Here is a 19860-nt window from a genome sequence, read left to right on the forward strand (position 1 = left end):
ATAAGCAGCATAGCTGTCCTGGAGAATAGGGGAGGATATCAATATGGAAAATAAGCAGGATCGACTTATTCGTGGCACAGCCATGGATGGAAGGGTTAGAGCTTTTGCTGTTCAGACAACTCAATTGGTAGAGGAATTACGGAGAAGACATGATACGTATCCAACGGCTACCGCTGCTTTAGGGCGAACCCTCACAGCAGGTGCTATTATGGGTTCTATGCTAAAAGGCAAAGAGCGATTGACCATTCAAGTTAAAGGTGATGGACCGATTGGGCAAATCGTCGTTGATGCCAATGCTGTAGGGGAAGTGCGAGGTTATGTTACTGAACCGCATGTGCATTTGCCGAGCAATAGTATGGGCAAACTGGATGTAGCGGGTGCCGTAGGTACAGAGGGTTTCATTCATATCATCAAGGATTTGGGGTTAAAAGAACCGTATCGCGGCAGTACTCCGATTATTTCCGGTGAACTGGGTGAGGACTTTACCTATTATTTTGCCAAATCGGAACAGACCCCGTCAGCGGTGGGCTTGGGTGTGCTGGTAGATACGGATAACTCGGTTATTGTGGCCGGTGGATTTATTATTCAGTTGCTTCCAGGCTTGAATGATGATGAGATTACTGCGATCGAAAATGCAGTCAGCTCCATTCCACCCGTTACTGCTTTGCTGGATCAAGGGTTGGAACTTGATGAAATGCTGCGCTGGATGCTGCCGGACGTTCGGATTCTCGATGAATTGGATATTCATTTTCAATGTGAGTGTTCACGTGAGCGCGTGGAAAAAACATTGATCAGTTTGGGAGAAAGCGAATTAGAGCAGTTAATTGAGGAAGAAGGACAGGCTGAGGTCGTATGCCACTTTTGTAATGAGGCTTATCAGTTTAATAAAGATGAATTGCAAAATCTGTTAGATCAAGCCAAAGCCTAACCGGATGGGCGGTGCAAGCGATGACTACACGGGAAAAAGGATTATGGACAGCTGTCATTATTCTGACCGTTAGCGTCGCCGCCTTGGGTGGTCTTATCATGCTTCGGGGGCTGTCAAAGCCGGGTGATGTAAGCAAGGATGACGGCGATCATACTGTGGCGGAGATGGGTCAGGAAGGCATATCGGAGGAACAGTGGGTAGCGGAACTGAAAAAGCGATATGGAACCAATACGCTGTTGCAAATGTTGAATCGTAAAGCCGTGCAGGCTGAAACCAAGCGTCTCGGTATCAAGATCACCCAAGAGGATCTACAGCAGGTGCTGGAGCAGGATAGTAAAGGGTATGACTCAGATCATGCCTATTTTGATGAAATGCAGCGACAGTTTGGCTTAGGTCCGGTTGATTTGCGGAATGAAGCGGAATACCGGATTGGTTTGGAGAAAATAGCCACGCAGGGTATTCAGGTTCAGGAAGCTGAGATTGACGAGTATTGGGAGCAGCATCCTGAGGAATTTGCCGTCGGTAAGCAGATCCAATTGGCAGCTCTTTATGTAGATAATGCGGAGGAAGCAGAAGCGTTGCTAGATCGGGTTAAGCAGGGGGAGAGCTTCGATGTGCTGATTCAAGAGCATGCAGGTAAGCCTTTCGACAAAGATAGCAGTGGACAGCTGGGATGGGTGGATGAATATGATCCATTGCAACCGGAGGCGATCATGAAGGCGGCGAGAGAGCTAAGCTCTGGGGATGTTGCAGGTCCGATCTCTGTTAACGATGGCTATGCTGTCATTTATGTACAGGATGTCCGGTTGAAGAATTCTCCGGATAAGCAGCAGATCCGACAGCAAATTCGCCGATCTCTTGCGCTTGCACAAGCCGCTCCTTTGGAAGAGGTCGAGAAGGGTCTGCGTGATAAATATGGAGCGCGTATTTTATCTGGAAAGAATGCATCCTAAGCTTCTCTGTAACGTAGTGAAAGAATATTGGTTTGAAGGAAGCCCGATGCTGATAACGCGGGTTGACAGCATCGCGGCTTATTCACTCGTATTGACATTGGAATTGAAGATTGTTATGATTAGCGTATAAAACCAACTATTTTTATCGGAAATTAATGAACGGCACTAAATTAAAGTAATTGACTAAGAATCATCTACAATATGATTTCGCAATTTTTAATATATCATCTACAGTCAGGGAGGAATTATCATGGCTAAAGTTGTTAATAACATTACCGAACTTATCGGAGAAACACCCCTCGTTCGCCTCAACCGGATCGTACCGGAAGATAGCGCCGAAATCTATTTGAAACTGGAATATCAGAACCCAGGCTCCAGTGTAAAAGATCGTATTGCGATTAGCATGGTAGAAGAAGCTGAACGTGAAGGTCTGCTTAAGCCAGGCGGTACCATTATTGAAGCAACAAGCGGTAATACAGGAATCGGCTTGGCTATGGTAGCTGCTGCGAAGGGCTATAAGGCAGTCATCGTTATGCCAGAAACGATGAGCATAGAGCGTCGTAATTTGTTGCGTGCTTATGGAGCCGAGCTTGTGTTAACACCAGGATCAGAAGGCATGAATGGGTCCGTTAAGAAAATGGAAGAATTGCTGAGTGAAAATCCGGATTATTTTGCTGCTGAGCAGTTCAAGAACAAGGCTAATATCAAAATTCACCGTGAAACGACCGGTCCTGAGATTGTGGAAGCTATTCGTTCCATTGGCGGAACTCTGGATGCTTTTATAGCGGGAATAGGCACTGGCGGAACCATTTCTGGTGCCGGAGAAGTGCTTAAGAAAGAATTCCCTGATATTAAAGTTGTGGCTGTAGAGCCCGCCTCTTCCCCGCTGTTAGCAGGCGGTAAGCCAGGACCCCACAAGATCCAAGGTCTGGGTGCCAACTTTATTCCTGAAATTTTAAACCGTGATATCTATGATGAAATTATTCATGTAGAAAACGACGAAGCTTTCGAGGTAGCACGTAGAGTGGCCAAGGAAGAGGGCATTTTGTCCGGTATTTCATCTGGCGCGGCTGTTCATGCGGCTTTGAAACTTGCTAAGCAATTGGGCAAGGGTAAACGGATCGTTGTCATTGTTCCAAGTAATGGAGAACGTTACCTGAGTACGCCACTATACAATTTCGAGCTGTAATTATGTCGTAATTGTGTATACTATACGTAAGGATTCCCTCATTTCCCTGTTGCAGGGGGGTGGGGGTTTCTTTTTAAGGAGAGAATGTAGACTTATTGAAAAGTAGGGAAGGGGAAGCACACACGGATGAAATCGACAGCTAGAGTGACGGAGGCGCAGTGGCAGGTTTGGCAGGAGGAAGGCTGGAGCATACTTCCCTATATCGCTGAGTACCCATTACCTGTGGGAGGGCTACCGTCATCGTGGCGGAAGGCTTGGGAGGATTCGTCGCCATATGCCTTTTTGCTGGAGAGCGCTAAAGGTGGGAGGTACACCTATCTGGCCTTAAATCCGGTTGCTATATTGGAAGGCAAGGGAGAACATGCAGTTTGGACTGATTTGCAAAGTGGGAAACATGGAGATATACATGGTCAACCTTTGAAAGTCATGAACAACTGGATCGCTCCTTATCGTGCACCGCGTGTACCTGGCATGCCTTTTTTCTCTGGGGGATTTGCGGGTTATCTTGGCTACGATGTAGCTCGCTCGTTGGAGCGTTTGCCATCTCAAGCTGCAGACGATACGGGCATACCTGATTATGTATGGATGAGGGTGAATGAGCTATGGATTTATGATCACGAAAAATCCTGCATATATTGTGCTGTTCATATGCCTGCTCCTGCGCATTCCGATAAAGTCAGCCGTGATACCGATTTGACCAATCCCGTTATACTGGATGGGCCAAATCCCATACTTTGCGAGCATTATGCGGAAGCTGCTCAACGTGCAGAACGTATGCTGATTCAGTGGAATAACATCATAAATGCAGGAGAGATTGATCCTGCGTACCCTCGTCGTTGTGCTAGGCTTGCCGAAGAGGGGTTAGAGGCTGCTCATCAAGAATCTGATGGTTGGACAGCGGCATTCAACCAACAAGATTTTGAACATGCCGTAAGACGTGTGCAGGAATACATTGCCCAAGGGGATGTATTCCAGGTTAACTTGTCGATTCGTCAGCAACGTGCGCTTACAGCCCTCCCTGAAAATATATATGAATGGCTTCGTCTGCTGAATCCTTCCCCTTATATGGGTATGCTGCGTATGCCAGATTTACGGATCGTCAGTGGCTCGCCAGAATTGTTGGTGAAGCTGGAGGATGGACGTGTGAGCGCCCGACCTATTGCAGGTACGAGAAGAAGGGGGCTAACACCGGATGAAGATGCCGCTATGGCAGCAGAGCTTCTATCAAGCGAAAAAGAACGCGCCGAGCATATTATGCTCGTCGATCTGGAGCGTAACGATATCGGACGGATTGCTGAATACGGATCGGTGCATGTGCCTGAACTGCTGACTGTCGAATACTATTCGCACGTTATGCATCTGGTATCTCAGGTTGAGGGAAAATTAGCCCCGGGTCGTACAGCTATAGATGTAATTGCTGCTACCTTTCCAGGCGGAACCATTACCGGGGCACCCAAGGTGCGCACCATGGAAATTATTGAAGAATTAGAGCCCGTTCGTCGGGGTCCTTATACAGGGTCCCTTGGATGGATTGACTATAACGGCAATATGGAATTAAATATTATAATAAGAACACTAGCTGTTAAAGGCAGCACTGCCTATTTACAGACAGGTGCGGGGATCGTCATTGATTCAGACCCGTACAGGGAATATCGGGAATGTCGGAACAAGGCCAGAGCTGTCATGAAGGCGGTACAATGTGGTGAAGAAGAAGCTGCTTTGAGCAGAAGCGGTATCACAGGAGGGTGAGTCGTATGATTTTGGTGATTGATAATTATGATTCGTTTACGTACAATCTTGTTCAATATTTGGGTGAACTTGGCGAAGAAGTAACCGTAAAACGGAACGATGAGATTGATGTGAAGGGCATAGAAGAGCTGGCACCAGAGCATATTTTGATCTCGCCGGGTCCATGCACGCCGAATGAGGCAGGGATATCATTGGATGTGATCAGCCATTTTAAAGGTCGCATTCCGATTTTTGGCGTTTGCCTCGGCCACCAGGCCATCGGACAGGCTTTTGGCGGTAAAGTTATCCGGGCTGAACGACTCATGCACGGTAAAACATCACCGATTCTTCATCACAATACATCGGTATTTGAAGGCTTGCCTTCTCCGTTCACAGCAACCCGGTATCACTCATTGCTGGTGGAGCGCGAGAGTCTGCCTGAGTGTCTAGAGATTACCGCAGAAACCGCGGAAGGTGAAATTATGGGTTTGCGGCATAAAGAATTTGCCGTAGAAGGAGTTCAGTTCCATCCAGAATCCATTATTACGGATTACGGGCATCAACTATTACGTAATTTCCTAAAACGCAAGGTAGGCGTCTGATTCATGAAATATATCGGAGTCAACGGCGTCCTCACGGAAGCCGCAAAAGCCGTGATTCACGTAAGTGATCACGGCTTTTTATACGGAATGGGCTTGTTTGAAACATTCCGCACCTACAAGGGTGTCCCATTCTTGCTGGATCGGCATCTGCATCGACTTCAGGAAGGTTGCCGAATGCTCGGCATTCCTTTTCAACCGGATGAGGAGCAGCTTACGAGACACATCCAACATCTGATGGTGGCAAATGGACTGGATGAAGCCTATATCCGCTACACCGTATCAGCGGGCGAAGAGGTGCTAGGATTGCCGACGGGGGACTATACGCGCCCCAACCATATTTTGTTTGCGAAACCGTTACCCTCTACCAATACACAAACCGGGCAATCCATTTCCCCATCGGCGCTTCAGTTGTTGCGAACCCCCAGAAACACTCCAGAGGGTGAGGTTCGTTTAAAGTCGCTCCATTATATGAATAATATTCTTGCGAAGCGGGAACTTCAGCAGTATGCCGAGGCTGTCCGTTATAAGGCTGAAGGAATGATGCTTACGGCCAATGGTTTTCTGGCGGAGGGAATGGTCAGCAATCTGTTTTTTGTGCGGAATAATACGCTGTATACCCCTGACTTGTCTACAGGAATTCTGCCAGGCATTACGCGTGAATTCATTTTGGAGCTGGCGCATCTGCGAGACATTCCTTGTGAGCAAGGTTTGTACCGCTGGGACGAGCTGAAACAGGCTGATGAAATTTTTATGACCAACTCTATACAAGAAATACGGCCCGTGGATTTGTTGTTGGAGCCGGGTGGAGCAACGAACCATGTATCGGTTCCCTTGACGCAACCCAGGTCCATAACAGCTTTGCTGTTGCACGATTATAGACAGAAAGCAGGGATCAAGTGAACATACCGACCCTTTATCAACGTAGTTACCGAATGGGGGATGCCGAGCTTACGCTCGGACATTCCACACAGATCATGGGTATACTGAATGTGACCCCGGATTCATTTTCCGATGGAGGATTACATTATAGTCCCGAGATTGCTGTTTTACATGCATTGAAGCTGGTGGAAGATGGAGCCGATATCATTGACATTGGTGGGGAGTCTACCCGTCCGGGTCATGATCCGGTAGGTGTGGAAGAGGAGCTGGCACGGGTCATTCCGGTCATCCAGGCCATTCATCGTATCGCACCGCACATTTCGTTATCTATAGATACTTACAAAGCCGAAGTAGCCAGGCAGGCGCTTGAAGCTGGTGCACATATCATTAATGATGTGTGGGGGTTTAAGGCAGACCCCGATATGGCACGTGTAGCTGCGGAATTCGATTGCCCGGTCATTTTGATGCATAATCGTCATGATCGTAATTATAGTGATTTGGTTTCTGATATGCTGTCTGATTTGAAAGAGAGTATCCGATTAGCGCTGGATGCGGGGGTACGTGAGGAACAGATCATTTTAGACCCAGGCATCGGTTTTGCAAAGGATTATGATGAAAATATCCATGCCATGACTTCTCTCGATACATTGAGTCAGCTAGGTTTTCCACTGTTATTGGCTACGTCACGCAAAAGATTTATTCGTACAGCACTGGATTTGCCTGTGAATGATGTGGTGGAGGGCACGGCGGCTACTGTTGCTTTTGGCATTGCTCAAGGGTGCCAGATTGTGCGTGTACATGATGTGGCACAAATCAAGCGCACCGTACGTATGTGTGATGCGATGGTGTACGGGTCTAAAAATGCACTGAGTTATGACGGGTAAAGCCCGCTCCACGAATGATTTGATCCTACGATCGCTGTTGCAACGGGATTCTTTGAATTGGTAAAACATGTAACTGTAAGAATCCCGTTGCAAAGGCGAACGCTTCGCTACCACCAGTAAAGTCACTTGATTAGAAAAATCTAATAAAAAACAGGGGGTCTACCCACGATGGATAAAATGGTTTTGCATCGTATGGAATATTACGGATATCATGGCGTTTTTCCAGAGGAGCGCAAGCTGGGACAGCGTTTCTATATTGATTTGGAACTGGAGCTTGATCTGCGTGAAGCGGGTGAGCAGGATGCTTTGGACAAAACGGTTAATTACGCCGAGGTACATTACACCGTTAAAGATATTGTAGAAAAGGAATCTTACCAATTGATTGAAGCTTTGGGCGAACGTATTGCATCTTCCCTACTGGACACTTATACTAGTGTCAATGCACTGACTGTCAAAGTCACGAAGCCGCATCCGCCGTTTGATATTCATTTTCAAGGCGTGACGGTTGAGCTTTATCGCGCAAGAAAGTAGGAACGATACATGAATGCACATTCGACCTCTGAGGGATCAGAGGCTTATATTGCTTTAGGGGCTAATTTGGGGGAGCGCGAGCATACCCTGTATGAAGCCATTACGGCGCTGGACGAACATCCGGGTATACGGGTGCTGCGGTGCTCCAGCCTGTACGAAACAGAACCTGTTGGGTATCTGGATCAACCTTCTTTTTTGAACATGACGGTAGCCGTATCTACAACACTTGCTCCAGAGGAGCTTCTGGTATATATGCTGGAGGTGGAGAGTCGTCTGGGGAGAGTAAGACATATTCCTAATGGTCCACGAACCATTGATCTGGACTTGTTATGGATGGGAGCGGCGCAACTGGCTACACCGGATTTGGAGCTTCCTCACCCTCGTATGTTGGAGCGTGCTTTTGTGCTGGTTCCTTTGGCTGACATCGTTCCGAACCAAGATCCGTCCGGTCTGTACAGTATCGTGCATACTGCATTGAATTCTGTGGATGGAAAGGACGGCATACAGCTTTGGAAAACATGCAGCTGGCGCAACGACTCCGCGCCTTTCGGAAGCTAAAAGGGTTCACCCAGCAGGAGTTGGCAAACCGAACCGGCATATCTTTGACTGTATTAGGTGCTGTGGAGCGAGGTAATCGTGCAGTAGACCCAGACATGCTGAACATCATCGCCCAAACGCTAGAGATTGAAGTCCGGGAATTGACGGATTGACGATAAGTGACGATACAAAAGAAAGAATAAAGGGGTGAACAGATATGTTGAAAATCGGCGATATTGAAATGAAAAACCAAGTCGTCTTGGCACCCATGGCAGGCGTGTGCAATCCTGCTTTTCGCTTGATCGCCAAGGAATTCGGTACAGGCTTGGTATGTGCAGAGATGGTTAGTGATAAGGCCATCATTCACGGCAACAAGCGTACACGTGAGATGCTGTTTGTAGATGAGCGCGAGAAGCCGCTTAGCTTGCAAATTTTTGGAGGCGACCGCAAATCTTTGGTGGAAGCGGCGAAAGTCGTAGACCAGGAGACGAATGCAGATATTATTGACATCAATATGGGCTGCCCGGTTCCCAAAGTGACCAAATGTGATGCAGGCGCTCGTTGGCTGCTCGATCCAAACAAGATTTATGAAATGGTATCGGCGGTAGTGGAATCGGTAAGCAAGCCGGTTACCGTGAAAATGCGTATTGGTTGGGATAGCGAGCATATTTATGCCGTAGAGAACGCTCGCGCTGTTGAACGTGCCGGAGGTCAGGCCGTTAGCGTACATGGCCGTACACGGGAGCAACTGTATACGGGACATGCGAATTGGGATATTATAAAAGAAGTTAAAGAAGCAGTTTCCATTCCTGTAATTGGAAACGGTGATGTGGCATCACCGGAAGATGCCCGCCGTATGCTCGATTTGACCAATTGTGATGGCGTTATGATCGGACGTGGTGCTCTGGGGAATCCGTGGATGCTCTACCGTACGATTGAGTACCTGCAAACAGGTGAGCTGTTGCCTGATCCTTCACCGGAAGAAAAAATTCGTATTGCCATTCTGCATATGGATCGTCTGGTTGCATTGAAGGGTGAAGCAGTGGCTGTCCGTGAAATGCGTAAACACCTGGCTTGGTACCTCAAAGGGTTTAAAGGTTCGGCACGTATTAAGGATGTCATTATGGAAGAAACAAAGCGCGACGATATGGTACGCATTTTGGATCAATTTGTATCTCAATTGCACATGGTAGATAACGATGAGCCTTCTACAAGCGCTGCTTCTCCTGCTGCTGTTGCGCAATAAGGAAGCTGTTCCGGCCTGTGCACGCGATTGACTTTTCCAATTGCTTGCCCTATAATCGTTCAGTATAAAATCTTGATGTGTGCTACAAATTGTGTGCAGCTCTCAAGACAACAGCAGGAAATGTTCTCATTCCCTCAGAGTGGCATATTATGTTTTGAAAGCGTGCATTCCGATGCACTTTTAAACTTTTCCCATGACAGGAGAATCGGTTAAGATGAGCGATAAAGAAGTCATTCTGACACAGGAAGGTCTTAGAAAGCTCGAAGATGAGCTTGAGAACTTAAAGTCTGTCAAACGCCGCGAAGTGGCTGAACGGATTAAGGTAGCCATCGGATACGGAGATATTAGTGAAAACTCCGAATATGAGGATGCGAAGAATGAGCAGGCCTTTATTGAAGGCCGTGTAATTACGTTGGAAAAGATGCTACGCAATGCCCGCATTATCAATAGTGATGAAATTGACACCGATGTTGTGGGAGTAGGTGCAACTGTGACTGTTGAAGATTTGGAATTCGGAGATATTACAGAGTATGCTATCGTAGGTTCCGCCGAATCCGATCCGCTACAAAATAAGATTTCGAATGAAAGTCCGGTTGGCAAGGCAATTCTCGGTAAGAAAAAGGGAACTGTTGTGGATGTCACCGTTCCAGCAGGCGTTATTCAATATAAAATCGTGGATATCAAGAAATAAGACACGGACTTTGGAATTTAATGTAAAAGCTTCCTTGTGGAAGCTTTTTTTCTCTACACCCGGACGGACCCCGGCCCGTCTATTCATATTGAAGGAGCTGATTTAGCACCATGTCGGATGAAACTACTAACCAGGAATCACAAGAAAATCGCGAGGAATTAAGTGAACTATTGCAAATCCGCCGTGCCAAATTGGACGAGCTTCGCTCATTGGGCATTGATCCTTTTGGACGCAAATACATACGCACGGCTGAAGCGGGCGTACTACTGAGCAAGTATGACAGTTTGACTAAGGAAGAACTGGAAGAAAAGAATATTGAAGTTAGCATAGCAGGCCGTATTATGGCTAAACGTGTGATGGGGAAAGCCAGCTTTGCTCATATACAGGATCTTAGCGGACGTATTCAAATTTATGTTCGTCAAGACACGGTACCTGAATCCAAATATAAAGCATTTGGTATTTTGGATCTGGGTGATATTGTTGGTGTTAAGGGTGTGCTCTTTAAAACCAAAACAGGCGAAACGACAATCAAAGTGCTGGATATTGAGGTCTTGTCCAAATCCTTGTATCCATTACCAGAGAAATATCATGGCCTGAAGGATGTTGAATTGCGTTACCGTCAGCGGTATGTCGATTTGGTTATGAACCCTGAAGTACAAAAAACGTTCATTACACGGTCCCGTATTATTCAATCCATGCGTCGTTATCTCGATTCGCTCGGCTATTTGGAAGTTGAAACTCCAACATTGCATTCTATTGCTGGCGGGGCGGCAGCGAAGCCATTTGTTACGCACCATAATGCATTGGACATGCAGCTTTATATGCGTATTGCTATTGAACTCCATTTGAAACGACTAATTGTCGGCGGAATGGAGAAAGTATATGAGATCGGTCGTGTGTACCGTAATGAAGGTATTTCGACCCGCCATAACCCTGAGTTTACGATGATTGAGCTGTATGAAGCGTATGCTGATTATAAAGATATCATGCAATTGACGGAAAACATGGTTGCACATATTGCGCAGGAAGTACTAGGCACACAACACATTCAATATCAAGGCCAGGAAGTGGATCTGACGCCGCAATGGCGCAGAGTCTCCATGGTTGATGCTGTTAAAGAAGTAACAGGCGTAGACTTTAGCGTGCAGATGAGTAATGAAGAAGCTCATCGTCTTGCGAAAGAGCATAAAGTTTCGGTTGAACCGCATATGACATTTGGCCATATCCTGAATGCATTCTTTGAGCAGTTCGTAGAGGAAACGCTTATTCAACCGACCTTTATTACAGGACATCCGGTTGAAATCTCACCGTTGGCCAAGAAAAACGAACAAGATCCGCGGTTTACGGATCGCTTCGAGTTGTTCGTGGTTGCTCGTGAGCATGCGAATGCGTTCACTGAGTTGAATGATCCAATCGACCAGCGCCAACGTTTTGAAGCACAATTGCTGGAACGTGAGCATGGTAACGACGAGGCGCATGAAATGGATGATGACTTTATCCGCGCCTTGGAATACGGGATGCCACCAACAGGTGGACTGGGCATCGGCATCGATCGTTTGGTTATGTTGCTGACAGATGCGCCTTCCATTCGCGATGTGCTGCTTTTCCCGCATATGCGTAACCAACAGTAGAATAACATAACATTATGAATATAGAGGATCAGCCGGGCTTCCCGTGTCTTGTTCCTCTTTTTCATAAGAACGGATGGAGAGAATACTCTAATGAAACGCAGCGTCAAGCTTAGTCGGTTCGCATCGCCTCCTTTTATATTGGTAATCGGATATTTATTGATTATTGCATTGGGTACTTTGCTACTGATGCTTCCTGTTGCCAATCATAGTGGTCATGCTCCGCATTGGATTGATTCGCTTTTTACGTCCGTCTCAGCCGCTTGTGTCACAGGACTGGTCGTTGTTGACGTCGATTCAACGTATACGATGTTTGGCGAAACCGTCATTTTGGTGCTGATGCAGCTAGGCGGTCTGGGGTTTATGACCTTAGCGACCTTGTTTGCGCTGTTGTTGGGGCGGCGATTATCGTTAAAGGATCGGTTGCTGCTTAAGGAGGCTATTAATGCCGATAGCATGGAAGGGATCGTGCGTATTATTCGCAAGGTGCTGATCTTTTCTTTTACCATTGAGACGATAGCTGCCGTCGTCTTGGCTTTGCGGTGGGTGCGAGAGATGCCTGTCGGACAAGCGATCTATTATGGAATATTCCATTCCGTATCCCTCTTTAATAACGGGGGATTCGATCTGTTTGGGACTAGCTTCCAACAGTACGCTGGAGATTTTGTTTTCAATATGATAGCATCTGTGCTCGTTATATCTGGAGGCTTGGGTTTCCTTGTACTTAGTGATTTGTTCGATTTTCGCCGTACCCGAAGACTGTCTCTACACTCCAAAATGGTACTTAGCGTGTCGGGAGTGCTCATTGTGATTGGTGCGCTGGTTATATTTATTTTTGAGTTTACCAATGCACGAACCTTGGGCGCGTTGAACTGGGAAGGCAAAGTATATGGAGCGGTCTTTCAATCGGTCTCCACGAGATCATCAGGTACGAGCACAGTCGATATCAGCGGGTTAAGGCAGGCAAGTCAGTTTTTTATTATGTTGCTGATGATTATCGGTGCTTCTCCGGGCTCCACGGGAGGAGGAATTAAAACGACTACGTTTCTGCTTATGGTAGGTGCGCTAATCGCCGTCATGCGAGGACAGAAGGAAATTGTGTTTTTCCGCCACAGGGTCCCTAACGATATCATGATGCGGGCGCTTACCATTATTGTACTGGCCCTATTTATATTCTCGATTGTGGTTGTACTGCTCCTAATGACAGAGGATGCCCCATTTCTCTCCCTTGCATTTGAGGCTGCTTCCGCAATCGGAACGGTAGGCTTGTCCGTAGGAGTAACGCCAGGATTGTCTGATGCAGGCAAGCTGATTATTTGTGTGACCATGTTTATTGGTCGGATTGGTCCTCTTACGATTGCCTATGCCATTCGTCCACGCTCGACCAAGACATTGTACCGTCGTCCCGAAGGACATATTGTAATTGGATAGTGTATCTGTAGAAAAGATGTACCCGTGCTGATTAGCATAGGTACATCTTTTTTTATTTCAGATCATCATAATTCTTTATGGGTAGCATATCATGTAAAATGCCCATTTTGAGAACAAAACGAAATGTTCTGAACAGATACAGTTTTTCGCAGAAAAAAACGGCTATTTGTTTCCTTTTATGTAATTATAGACAAAATACTAGGAATATTATGTATAATATTGTATGATAGTGGGCATGAAAGGGGGATAGTTTTGGTAAATACCAATTTCTAATTTGAAAGGAATCATCTATTATGTATTTATTTATTATTAGTGCTGAAGTTTTATTTTGGGTTTTTGTTGTTGCAGGCTTGATCGCAAGGTATATGTTTGGCTTGAAGAAGTTAGGCGGTCTTCTTTTACTATTTACCCCCATTATTGATATCCTGTTACTGATTGCGGTGTTCATCACGGTGAAAAGTGGCATGGAGATTACGACTGCTACTGGCTTGGCGGCCTGTTATTTTGGTATTACAGTAGCATTTGGTCATAGGTTAATTAAGTGGGCGGATGTACGGTTCTCCCATTGGTTTGGTAAGGGACCCAAGCCTGAACGCAAGTATGGTGCTGCTCATGCAAAAGAGGAACGGATAGGTTGGTTGCTTCACCTTTTGGGTTGGGCTATAGGTAACGCTTTGTTGCTCGCCATCATTGTATATGTTAATGATCCTCAGCGTACGATGTCTTTGGAGGGCATTATGCAAACATGGGCAATCGTTCTGGCAATCGACTTTGTTGTCTCCTTTAGCTATACTTTAGCTCCCAAAAAACAAAAGCGTAGTCTATAAAGGTTAAGGCTTACACTTAGATGATATCTGGCTGGTCACTCAGGATGTTCAAATCGGAAGAGTCATTGTTGGTGAAAATGAAGTGGTTACTTCCGGTAGGGGGGTGATTCTGTCATCGTAATGTAAATATTTACAAAAATATGCGGATTTTATGTTTAACTCACTTTGACAGTCACCTTGTTTTTGCCTCGCTACCTTTTTTCACACACATGTATTCCTTTCGATTTGAACACGACCAACAGAAGCAACACAACTATTTCTTGTGAGATGACAGACAGCATACACGATGTGTTTTCCAGACCTTAGTAAGAAGGATCGTTGTAAAATGAATTTATGGGTCTAGTATGGAGGCGCTTGGAATTTGAAAAAATTGGGCTCGAGATTATAGCTAAAATCAACTGCGGAGTAGTGTTCTACCCATTCACACAAATTTTAAAATAAATTTTGTGATTTGCCTAAAACGTCGCCTATCCAAGTTTGGCAATTAACGCGATAATATTCCAGGAAAGATTACATATGTCTATAAATGTAGACATACGCAATTAAGTTGTTATTTTGTTTAAAAATGTAAAAAAGAAAGGTGGTTTCTGTGGCAGTACTACTGAGCGGTAAGAACATTTTGATTATGGGCGTGGCTAATAACAGGAGTATTGCCTGGGGGACAGCTCAATCTTTAGCTGCTGAAGGAGCACAGCTCATTTTTACTTACGAAAATGAGAGGGTTGCAGAGCGGGTACTAAAGCTCGTTGAAACCATTCCGGGAGCACTGGTCTGTCCTTGTAATGTACAAAGCAATGAAGAGCTTGATGCATTGGCGGATTTTCTAAAAGAAAAAGTAGGCGTATTGCATGGTTATTTTCACAGTGTCGCCTATGCTAAGGCTGAGGATTTGGATGGCTTGTTCGTTGACACTTCTCGCGAGGGGTTCGCCGTGGCACAAGAAATCAGTGCGTATTCTCTGGCTGCTGTATCCCGTCGAGTATACCCACTGATGACAGAGGGTGGAAGTATCGTCACCATGACGTATATTGGCGCAGAACGAGCGATCAAAAATTACAACGTTATGGGTGTGGCGAAGGCTTCACTGGAAGCCAGCATGCGCTATCTGTCGAATGATCTGGGCACATATGGCATTCGTGTAAATGCGATTTCCGCTGGTCCGATACGGACCTTGGCTGCCTATGGTATTAAAGATTTTAACACAATGCTCAAACATATTGAAGAAACTACGCCCCTACGCAAGACGGTTGATACGTCGGAAGTCGGAGATACGGCGTTATTCCTATTTTCCCATTTATCGAGAGGCATTACGGGTGAAGTTATCCATGTAGATGCTGGATACCATATTACGGGGATGTAAGGAGGGAACGTTGTGCTTATTACGCATATGGATTGCCGTATTATCTCACCTGAAGGAGTTATGACTAGGGAGCGTCTGGAGCGAGATGTTACGATCTTCTCCCGGATGTTGACGCTCAGAGGAATTCCCGAAGACGGTAGAGTGATTCTGAAAGCGGCCAATTCCTATTGGTTTGTTGTGTCTCTGTTCTCCCTCTGCAATATTGCTGTTTCAGTGACTGTGGTGGACGAGCAGACTGTGCTCGATGAGGTGGCCCAAATCTATGATGAAGCGGGTGCCTGTTGCATCCTTACGGATTCCGATTTAGAACTTCCTCATGCTCTCGTTATTCTGATTCAAGATCTGATTCAAGAAGAAGCAGTACACCCGGATTGGGTGGGAGAGCCAAAGCTTGAAGCCCTCGACTTTAGCAAGTGGTGCGAGAGGTCAGATGCGCTCATTCTGTATTCTTCAGGTACGACAGGCAAACCCAAGGGAATCGTGAAAGCTGGTTCAGCTTTTATGGAGAATATCAGGCATTCCATACACGCCATGAACTACCTACCGTCTGACCATATGCTCCCCGTTGTGCCTTTTTCTCATTTTTATGGAATCTCACTTATCTTCTCCTGGTGGTTAACTTCATGTTCTCTCATCATCTGCAATCCAAAAAACCTCTGGAGCGTCATTGCAAGTATTACGAAAGACCGGGCGACGGTCGTAGACGCTAACCCCTCTGCTTTTTACACCTTGTTGCGTATGCTAAACCGAAAACCCGAACAACTGGAAATGGTCAAGGAAGCTCCGGTGCGCATGTGGTGCGTAGGCGGTTCCCCACTTACCCAGGACCTTGAAGAGAAATTTAACAACATATTTGGACAGCCCCTGCTGAATGGTTACGGCCTTTCTGAACTGGGCAACGTTACGCTGGGGACGCTAGAGTGTCCGAAGGGTTGTGGCCTACCATTACCTGGTGTGGATCTGAAAATACTAGATTCTACAGGCAACCAGCAGGCGGACGGTATCGTAGGCGAAGTGTGGATACGCAGTGCTGGATGCATGGAAGGTTATCTAAATCGTCCAGACCTGACGCAATCCGTTCTACAGGACGGCTGGTTCAAGACGGGGGACCTGGGCTATCTGGATGACGGAATGCTGTATGTCATTGGTCGCAGCGGTAAGACGGTCAACCGGATGGGCTATATGGTCTCTCCAGTCTATATCGAGGACCGAATTGGTTCGCTAGGCTACCGATCCTGCGTGATTACCTTGGAGGATGAGGCTAAAGGGACATTGCTTGTCGCATTCATCGAAAGTGATTCCTCACAGGTCGTGCCTGTGCTCCGCAAAGAGATGAGTCAGGTACTCCCTTCATACATGTTTCCCGATCTTTTGCTTCCGCTCGATCATTTTCCTTTAAATCGCAATGGAAAAGTGGATCGTCTGGAGATGGAGCGTGTTGCTCTAGAGAAAGCTGCTTCTCGCAAAGCATAACAAGATATATACCAAAACTGCATACAGGAAAGGGAGAATGTGCCATGAGTATAAATCCAGAACTGGCAGAAAACACACTGTTTCTGAAAAGGCATGAATCTATTCTGAAATGCCTCAATTATTTGATTGAAAATCGGCAGGAAGTGATGGATATTCTCACACAATTTTCATCCTATCGGGCTGCCAATGCAGAAATTGACTCCACGATCCTCACACTTCAAGGTGCTCTGCAAGAAGTGCAGACCTATCAGCCAAGCTGGCAACGATCTATGGCTGTATTTATGCCTTCCAACGTCATTTTGTACTCCTATGCATTATACCTCTTGATTCCGTCCCTGTACGTTGAAAATATAGACTTTCGCCCTTCTTCTCACGTAAACGAGTACGTCAACATGCTGCATGAAAAGCTTCAGGCTGTGCATGGATTACCCATCTATATTCGTAAAGTTAGCCAGAAGGTGTTCATGGAGAATTCCGTGATGCCAGCTGATATTGTGGTGTTCACCGGAAGCTATACCAATGCAGAGAAGATCAAAAAACAGATTCGAAAAGATCAGCTCTACATTTTTTACGGACAAGGACTGAATCCTTTCATCATCGGACCTGATGCAGATCTGGAGCTGGCGGTTACCGATGTGATCCGAATGAGATTGTTCAACTCTGGACAAGACTGCCTAGGCCCCGACATCATTCTGGTACATCAAGATGTGAGTGAGCATTTCAAAGATCTGCTGATTCAACAGCTTGACCAACTCGTGTTTGGTGCCAACGATGATCCGAACGCAAACTATACCCCTATATTCTATAAAGACACGCTATATTCGGTTTCCGAATATTTCAACACGAACGATAAGTTTATTATTTACGGCGGCGGCATTGATTTCCGTACAAAAAAGATGGAGCCAACGGTTGTATATAGTGAATTGGATCAGAATCTGGAGATTATTGAGTATTTTTCGCCAGTCTTCAATGTAGTTAGCTACCAAGACGACGAGCAATTGATCAAGCGTATTTCCTCCAGTTATTTCAGTGAACGTGCAATGGGTTGCAGCTTATACGGATCGGAGCACCTGACTGACGTTCTGCGAAAGAAGCACACGCTGACCATTAATCAGACGCTTGAGGATGTGGATCAAGGTAATAAGCCTTTTGGTGGCTACGGCACGATGTCGAACTATATTTTTTACGATTTCAAGCTCATTTCGAAGCCGATCTTGATTTCAGAAATTGTCGCAGAATATTTGTCGGAAAAGAGGAGTTTGGTATGACTGCGAGCTTCTTTCCCTGGGATGCCATCATTGGCTACTTAAAATCGGCTGGGGTTCAGCATCTCTTTGGATTACCAAGTGATGATCTCAAAATCGTATCGTCACTCCCCTCATCCGGTATGGATTTTATCCTGTGCAAAGATCAACGTAATGCTGTGTTCATGGCAGCAGGTTATGCGCTCACCACCAACCAGATGTCCGTGTGTGTTGTGGGGAAAGGCCCTGCGCTCAGTAATACACTCACAGGGCTGCTGGAAGCCAAAAACCTGGGCGCTCCGCTTCTGCTTCTGGCGCTTGGCACTGGTGGAGACAAGCTGGGTACCCGATCCTTTCAGGAAGCGGATCAAATCTCACTCGTGAAGCCGCTCGTAAAATGGGCTTATCGTGTCGAGCATGTGGATCGGCTTGTATGGGCGATGGAGCGGGCTGCCTTTTTGGCTATCAATGGAGCACCAGGTCCTGTCTATATCGAACTCCCTGAAAACCTGATGGACCAGCCTGTGCCAACAGGGTTTCAGTTTACCCCACCAGAAAAGCTGTCGTGCTCTCCGTCTCGCCGGGAGTTGGATGCATCGTGGGGAATTATTGAGAACGCCCGCAGGCCACTCATTCTAGTCGGAGGCGGAATGAAGTCAGGTACAGGTGATGTGATTGAGCGGTTCGCTAACCAACATGGAGCGGCCTTGTTCGCAACCGCCTCGGGACGGGGTGTAGTTGATGAAGACCACGAACTCTTCTGTGGTGTTGCGGGACTCTATACAGATCTTAGTCTAAGACAAATCTGGAAGGAATCTGATGTGGTAATCACACTGGGCAGTCGATTGGAAGAAACGGCTACTTTTGAGTGGGATATTTTGCTACAGGATACACCTTTGATTCAAGTCAATGTAAATCTGGAGGATTTTGCACACGAGTACAGGGGTATCAAGGTGCTTGGTGATGGATATGCAGCGGTGGAGCAGTGGCTTGAACGGCGCGGCCAGGAGCCTGATGGAGTGTGGCTTGAAACGATTAGGAGCTGTAAACAGGAGGCTTTTTCTCACAGGGCTATTTATTTGGAAGAGCTGAGAAAGACCCCTGGAATCCACGTTCCTGAGCTGTTGGACATGATTCAGACGGAGTTCCCTGAAAATCTGGTGCTTCTTCAAGAGAATGGATTGCAGGATATGTGGTCCTATTTTTATCCATATTTTCGCTTTGCCCAAGGCTCTCTTTCGATTGTTCCTAGTGATCAAACGAGTCTTGGATTCGGTGCGGCTGCTGCTCTGGGAGCAAGCGTGGCAACACAACGTCCAGTAGTAGCACTTGTAGGTGACGGTGCGTTCAATCTCTTCAGTTCGGATTTTATGACGGCGGTGGAGTATCAAATACCGTTAATCTATCTCGTACTCAATAATGGTGGGTATGGTTGGTTACAGAATCAGATGAATTATAAGCATCTCACAGGGCAGTCCCTCCCGTTTGTTTCTGAGGCGGCCAAGACAGGAATTCAAATTCCTCAGTACGAGTTTGTGGAAAGCCTTGCAATTCGGAGTAAGGGAGAGGCACGCGAACAGCTTCAGCTTGCTTGGCAAAAGTATCAGGAGAACAAGCTTGTGGTCGTCGAGGTATATGCTGATCTTGCGGATGTGCATGAAAAAATCAGTCATGTGTATGGCGACTTTCCTCTCTACGAGCAACAGGCTTCTAAGAATTAATTTCAATG

At 46.4% G+C, this 19860-nt stretch carries 19 protein-coding genes; all 19 read left to right on the forward strand.

Translation table 11 applies throughout. The annotated features are described in order from the left end of the window. The first annotated feature begins 43 nt into the window (after positions 1-43). Positions 44-928 carry an Hsp33 family molecular chaperone HslO gene (hslO, locus tag NLX73_RS23435; RefSeq protein ID WP_254327494.1) on the forward strand — a complete coding sequence of 295 codons (885 nt, stop codon included), beginning with the start codon at positions 44-46 and terminating at the stop codon, positions 926-928. A gap of 20 nt (positions 929-948) precedes the next feature. After that, positions 949-1881 (forward strand): peptidyl-prolyl cis-trans isomerase, encoded by a 933-nt coding sequence (locus tag NLX73_RS23440; RefSeq protein WP_235306852.1) that lies wholly within the window; start codon positions 949-951, stop codon positions 1879-1881. Positions 1882-2131: 250 nt separating this feature from the next. Then, positions 2132-3070: a cysteine synthase A gene (cysK, locus tag NLX73_RS23445; RefSeq protein ID WP_061831241.1), complete on the forward strand. Its 939-nt coding sequence runs from the start codon at positions 2132-2134 to the stop codon at positions 3068-3070. Positions 3071-3196: 126 nt separating this feature from the next. After that, the gene (locus tag NLX73_RS23450; protein WP_254327495.1) at positions 3197-4819 is read left to right on the forward strand and encodes an anthranilate synthase component I family protein; all 1623 of its coding nucleotides are present in this window, start codon (positions 3197-3199) and stop codon (positions 4817-4819) included. A 5-nt stretch (positions 4820-4824) separates the two neighbouring features. Next, the gene (gene pabA / locus NLX73_RS23455; protein ID WP_013308153.1) at positions 4825-5400 is read left to right on the forward strand and encodes an aminodeoxychorismate/anthranilate synthase component II; all 576 of its coding nucleotides are present in this window, start codon (positions 4825-4827) and stop codon (positions 5398-5400) included. Between the two features lie 3 nt (positions 5401-5403). Next, complete coding sequence (locus NLX73_RS23460; protein ID WP_254327496.1) at positions 5404-6300, forward strand: aminotransferase class IV; 897 nt, start codon at positions 5404-5406, stop codon at positions 6298-6300. Further along, the gene (gene folP / locus NLX73_RS23465) at positions 6297-7163 is read left to right on the forward strand and encodes a dihydropteroate synthase (RefSeq protein ID WP_254327497.1); all 867 of its coding nucleotides are present in this window, start codon (positions 6297-6299) and stop codon (positions 7161-7163) included. The genes NLX73_RS23460 and folP overlap by 4 nt, the downstream gene beginning before the upstream one ends. A 168-nt stretch (positions 7164-7331) precedes the next feature. After that, positions 7332-7694: a dihydroneopterin aldolase gene (folB, locus tag NLX73_RS23470; protein WP_023986457.1), complete on the forward strand. Its 363-nt coding sequence runs from the start codon at positions 7332-7334 to the stop codon at positions 7692-7694. A gap of 9 nt (positions 7695-7703) precedes the next feature. Then, positions 7704-8252, forward strand: coding sequence for a 2-amino-4-hydroxy-6-hydroxymethyldihydropteridine diphosphokinase (gene folK / locus NLX73_RS23475; protein ID WP_069290765.1), 549 nt, complete (start codon positions 7704-7706; stop codon positions 8250-8252). Further along, complete coding sequence (locus NLX73_RS23480) at positions 8204-8404, forward strand: helix-turn-helix domain-containing protein (RefSeq protein ID WP_172828286.1); 201 nt, start codon at positions 8204-8206, stop codon at positions 8402-8404. The genes folK and NLX73_RS23480 overlap by 49 nt, the downstream gene beginning before the upstream one ends. Positions 8405-8448: 44 nt before the next feature. After that, positions 8449-9477: a tRNA dihydrouridine synthase DusB gene (dusB, locus tag NLX73_RS23485; protein ID WP_250259961.1), complete on the forward strand. Its 1029-nt coding sequence runs from the start codon at positions 8449-8451 to the stop codon at positions 9475-9477. Between the two features lie 214 nt (positions 9478-9691). Next, complete coding sequence (gene greA, locus NLX73_RS23490; protein ID WP_013308160.1) at positions 9692-10168, forward strand: transcription elongation factor GreA; 477 nt, start codon at positions 9692-9694, stop codon at positions 10166-10168. Between the two features lie 110 nt (positions 10169-10278). Further along, a complete protein-coding gene (gene lysS / locus NLX73_RS23495) occupies positions 10279-11799 on the forward strand; it encodes a lysine--tRNA ligase (RefSeq protein WP_061831234.1) in 1521 nt (506 codons plus the stop codon). Positions 11800-11889: 90 nt separating this feature from the next. Continuing rightward, positions 11890-13227 (forward strand): TrkH family potassium uptake protein, encoded by a 1338-nt coding sequence (locus NLX73_RS23500; protein WP_254327498.1) that lies wholly within the window; start codon positions 11890-11892, stop codon positions 13225-13227. A 293-nt stretch (positions 13228-13520) separates the two neighbouring features. After that, complete coding sequence (locus NLX73_RS23505) at positions 13521-14054, forward strand: hypothetical protein (RefSeq protein WP_235306860.1); 534 nt, start codon at positions 13521-13523, stop codon at positions 14052-14054. A gap of 589 nt (positions 14055-14643) precedes the next feature. Further along, positions 14644-15414 (forward strand): enoyl-ACP reductase FabI, encoded by a 771-nt coding sequence (gene fabI, locus NLX73_RS23510; protein WP_013308164.1) that lies wholly within the window; start codon positions 14644-14646, stop codon positions 15412-15414. Between the two features lie 12 nt (positions 15415-15426). Then, positions 15427-16887 (forward strand): class I adenylate-forming enzyme family protein, encoded by a 1461-nt coding sequence (locus tag NLX73_RS23515; protein ID WP_254327499.1) that lies wholly within the window; start codon positions 15427-15429, stop codon positions 16885-16887. 44 nt (positions 16888-16931) lie between these two features. Then, complete coding sequence (locus tag NLX73_RS23520) at positions 16932-18155, forward strand: aldehyde dehydrogenase family protein (RefSeq protein WP_103049295.1); 1224 nt, start codon at positions 16932-16934, stop codon at positions 18153-18155. After that, positions 18152-19852, forward strand: a complete 1701-nt coding sequence (locus NLX73_RS23525; protein ID WP_254327500.1) for a thiamine pyrophosphate-binding protein — start codon at positions 18152-18154, stop codon at positions 19850-19852. The genes NLX73_RS23520 and NLX73_RS23525 overlap by 4 nt, the downstream gene beginning before the upstream one ends. The last annotated feature ends 8 nt before the right edge of the window (positions 19853-19860 follow it).

This window comes from Paenibacillus sp. CH40 (assembly GCF_024213605.1).
Taxonomy (GTDB): Bacteria; Bacillota; Bacilli; order Paenibacillales; family Paenibacillaceae; genus Paenibacillus; species Paenibacillus polymyxa_B.

What these genes read in the sequence shown, in the direction of transcription:
- hslO (WP_254327494.1), top strand. Translation starts at nt 44, where the DNA reads ATGGAAAATAAGCAGGATCGACTTATTCGTGGCACAGCCATGGATGGA.
- NLX73_RS23440 (WP_235306852.1), top strand. Translation starts at nt 949, where the DNA reads ATGACTACACGGGAAAAAGGATTATGGACAGCTGTCATTATTCTGACC.
- cysK (WP_061831241.1), top strand. Translation starts at nt 2,132, where the DNA reads ATGGCTAAAGTTGTTAATAACATTACCGAACTTATCGGAGAAACACCC.
- NLX73_RS23450 (WP_254327495.1), top strand. Translation starts at nt 3,197, where the DNA reads ATGAAATCGACAGCTAGAGTGACGGAGGCGCAGTGGCAGGTTTGGCAG.
- pabA (WP_013308153.1), top strand. Translation starts at nt 4,825, where the DNA reads ATGATTTTGGTGATTGATAATTATGATTCGTTTACGTACAATCTTGTT.
- NLX73_RS23460 (WP_254327496.1), top strand. Translation starts at nt 5,404, where the DNA reads ATGAAATATATCGGAGTCAACGGCGTCCTCACGGAAGCCGCAAAAGCC.
- folB (WP_023986457.1), top strand. Translation starts at nt 7,332, where the DNA reads ATGGATAAAATGGTTTTGCATCGTATGGAATATTACGGATATCATGGC.
- folK (WP_069290765.1), top strand. Translation starts at nt 7,704, where the DNA reads ATGAATGCACATTCGACCTCTGAGGGATCAGAGGCTTATATTGCTTTA.
- dusB (WP_250259961.1), top strand. Translation starts at nt 8,449, where the DNA reads ATGTTGAAAATCGGCGATATTGAAATGAAAAACCAAGTCGTCTTGGCA.
- greA (WP_013308160.1), top strand. Translation starts at nt 9,692, where the DNA reads ATGAGCGATAAAGAAGTCATTCTGACACAGGAAGGTCTTAGAAAGCTC.
- lysS (WP_061831234.1), top strand. Translation starts at nt 10,279, where the DNA reads ATGTCGGATGAAACTACTAACCAGGAATCACAAGAAAATCGCGAGGAA.
- NLX73_RS23500 (WP_254327498.1), top strand. Translation starts at nt 11,890, where the DNA reads ATGAAACGCAGCGTCAAGCTTAGTCGGTTCGCATCGCCTCCTTTTATA.
- NLX73_RS23505 (WP_235306860.1), top strand. Translation starts at nt 13,521, where the DNA reads ATGTATTTATTTATTATTAGTGCTGAAGTTTTATTTTGGGTTTTTGTT.
- NLX73_RS23520 (WP_103049295.1), top strand. Translation starts at nt 16,932, where the DNA reads ATGAGTATAAATCCAGAACTGGCAGAAAACACACTGTTTCTGAAAAGG.
- NLX73_RS23525 (WP_254327500.1), top strand. Translation starts at nt 18,152, where the DNA reads ATGACTGCGAGCTTCTTTCCCTGGGATGCCATCATTGGCTACTTAAAA.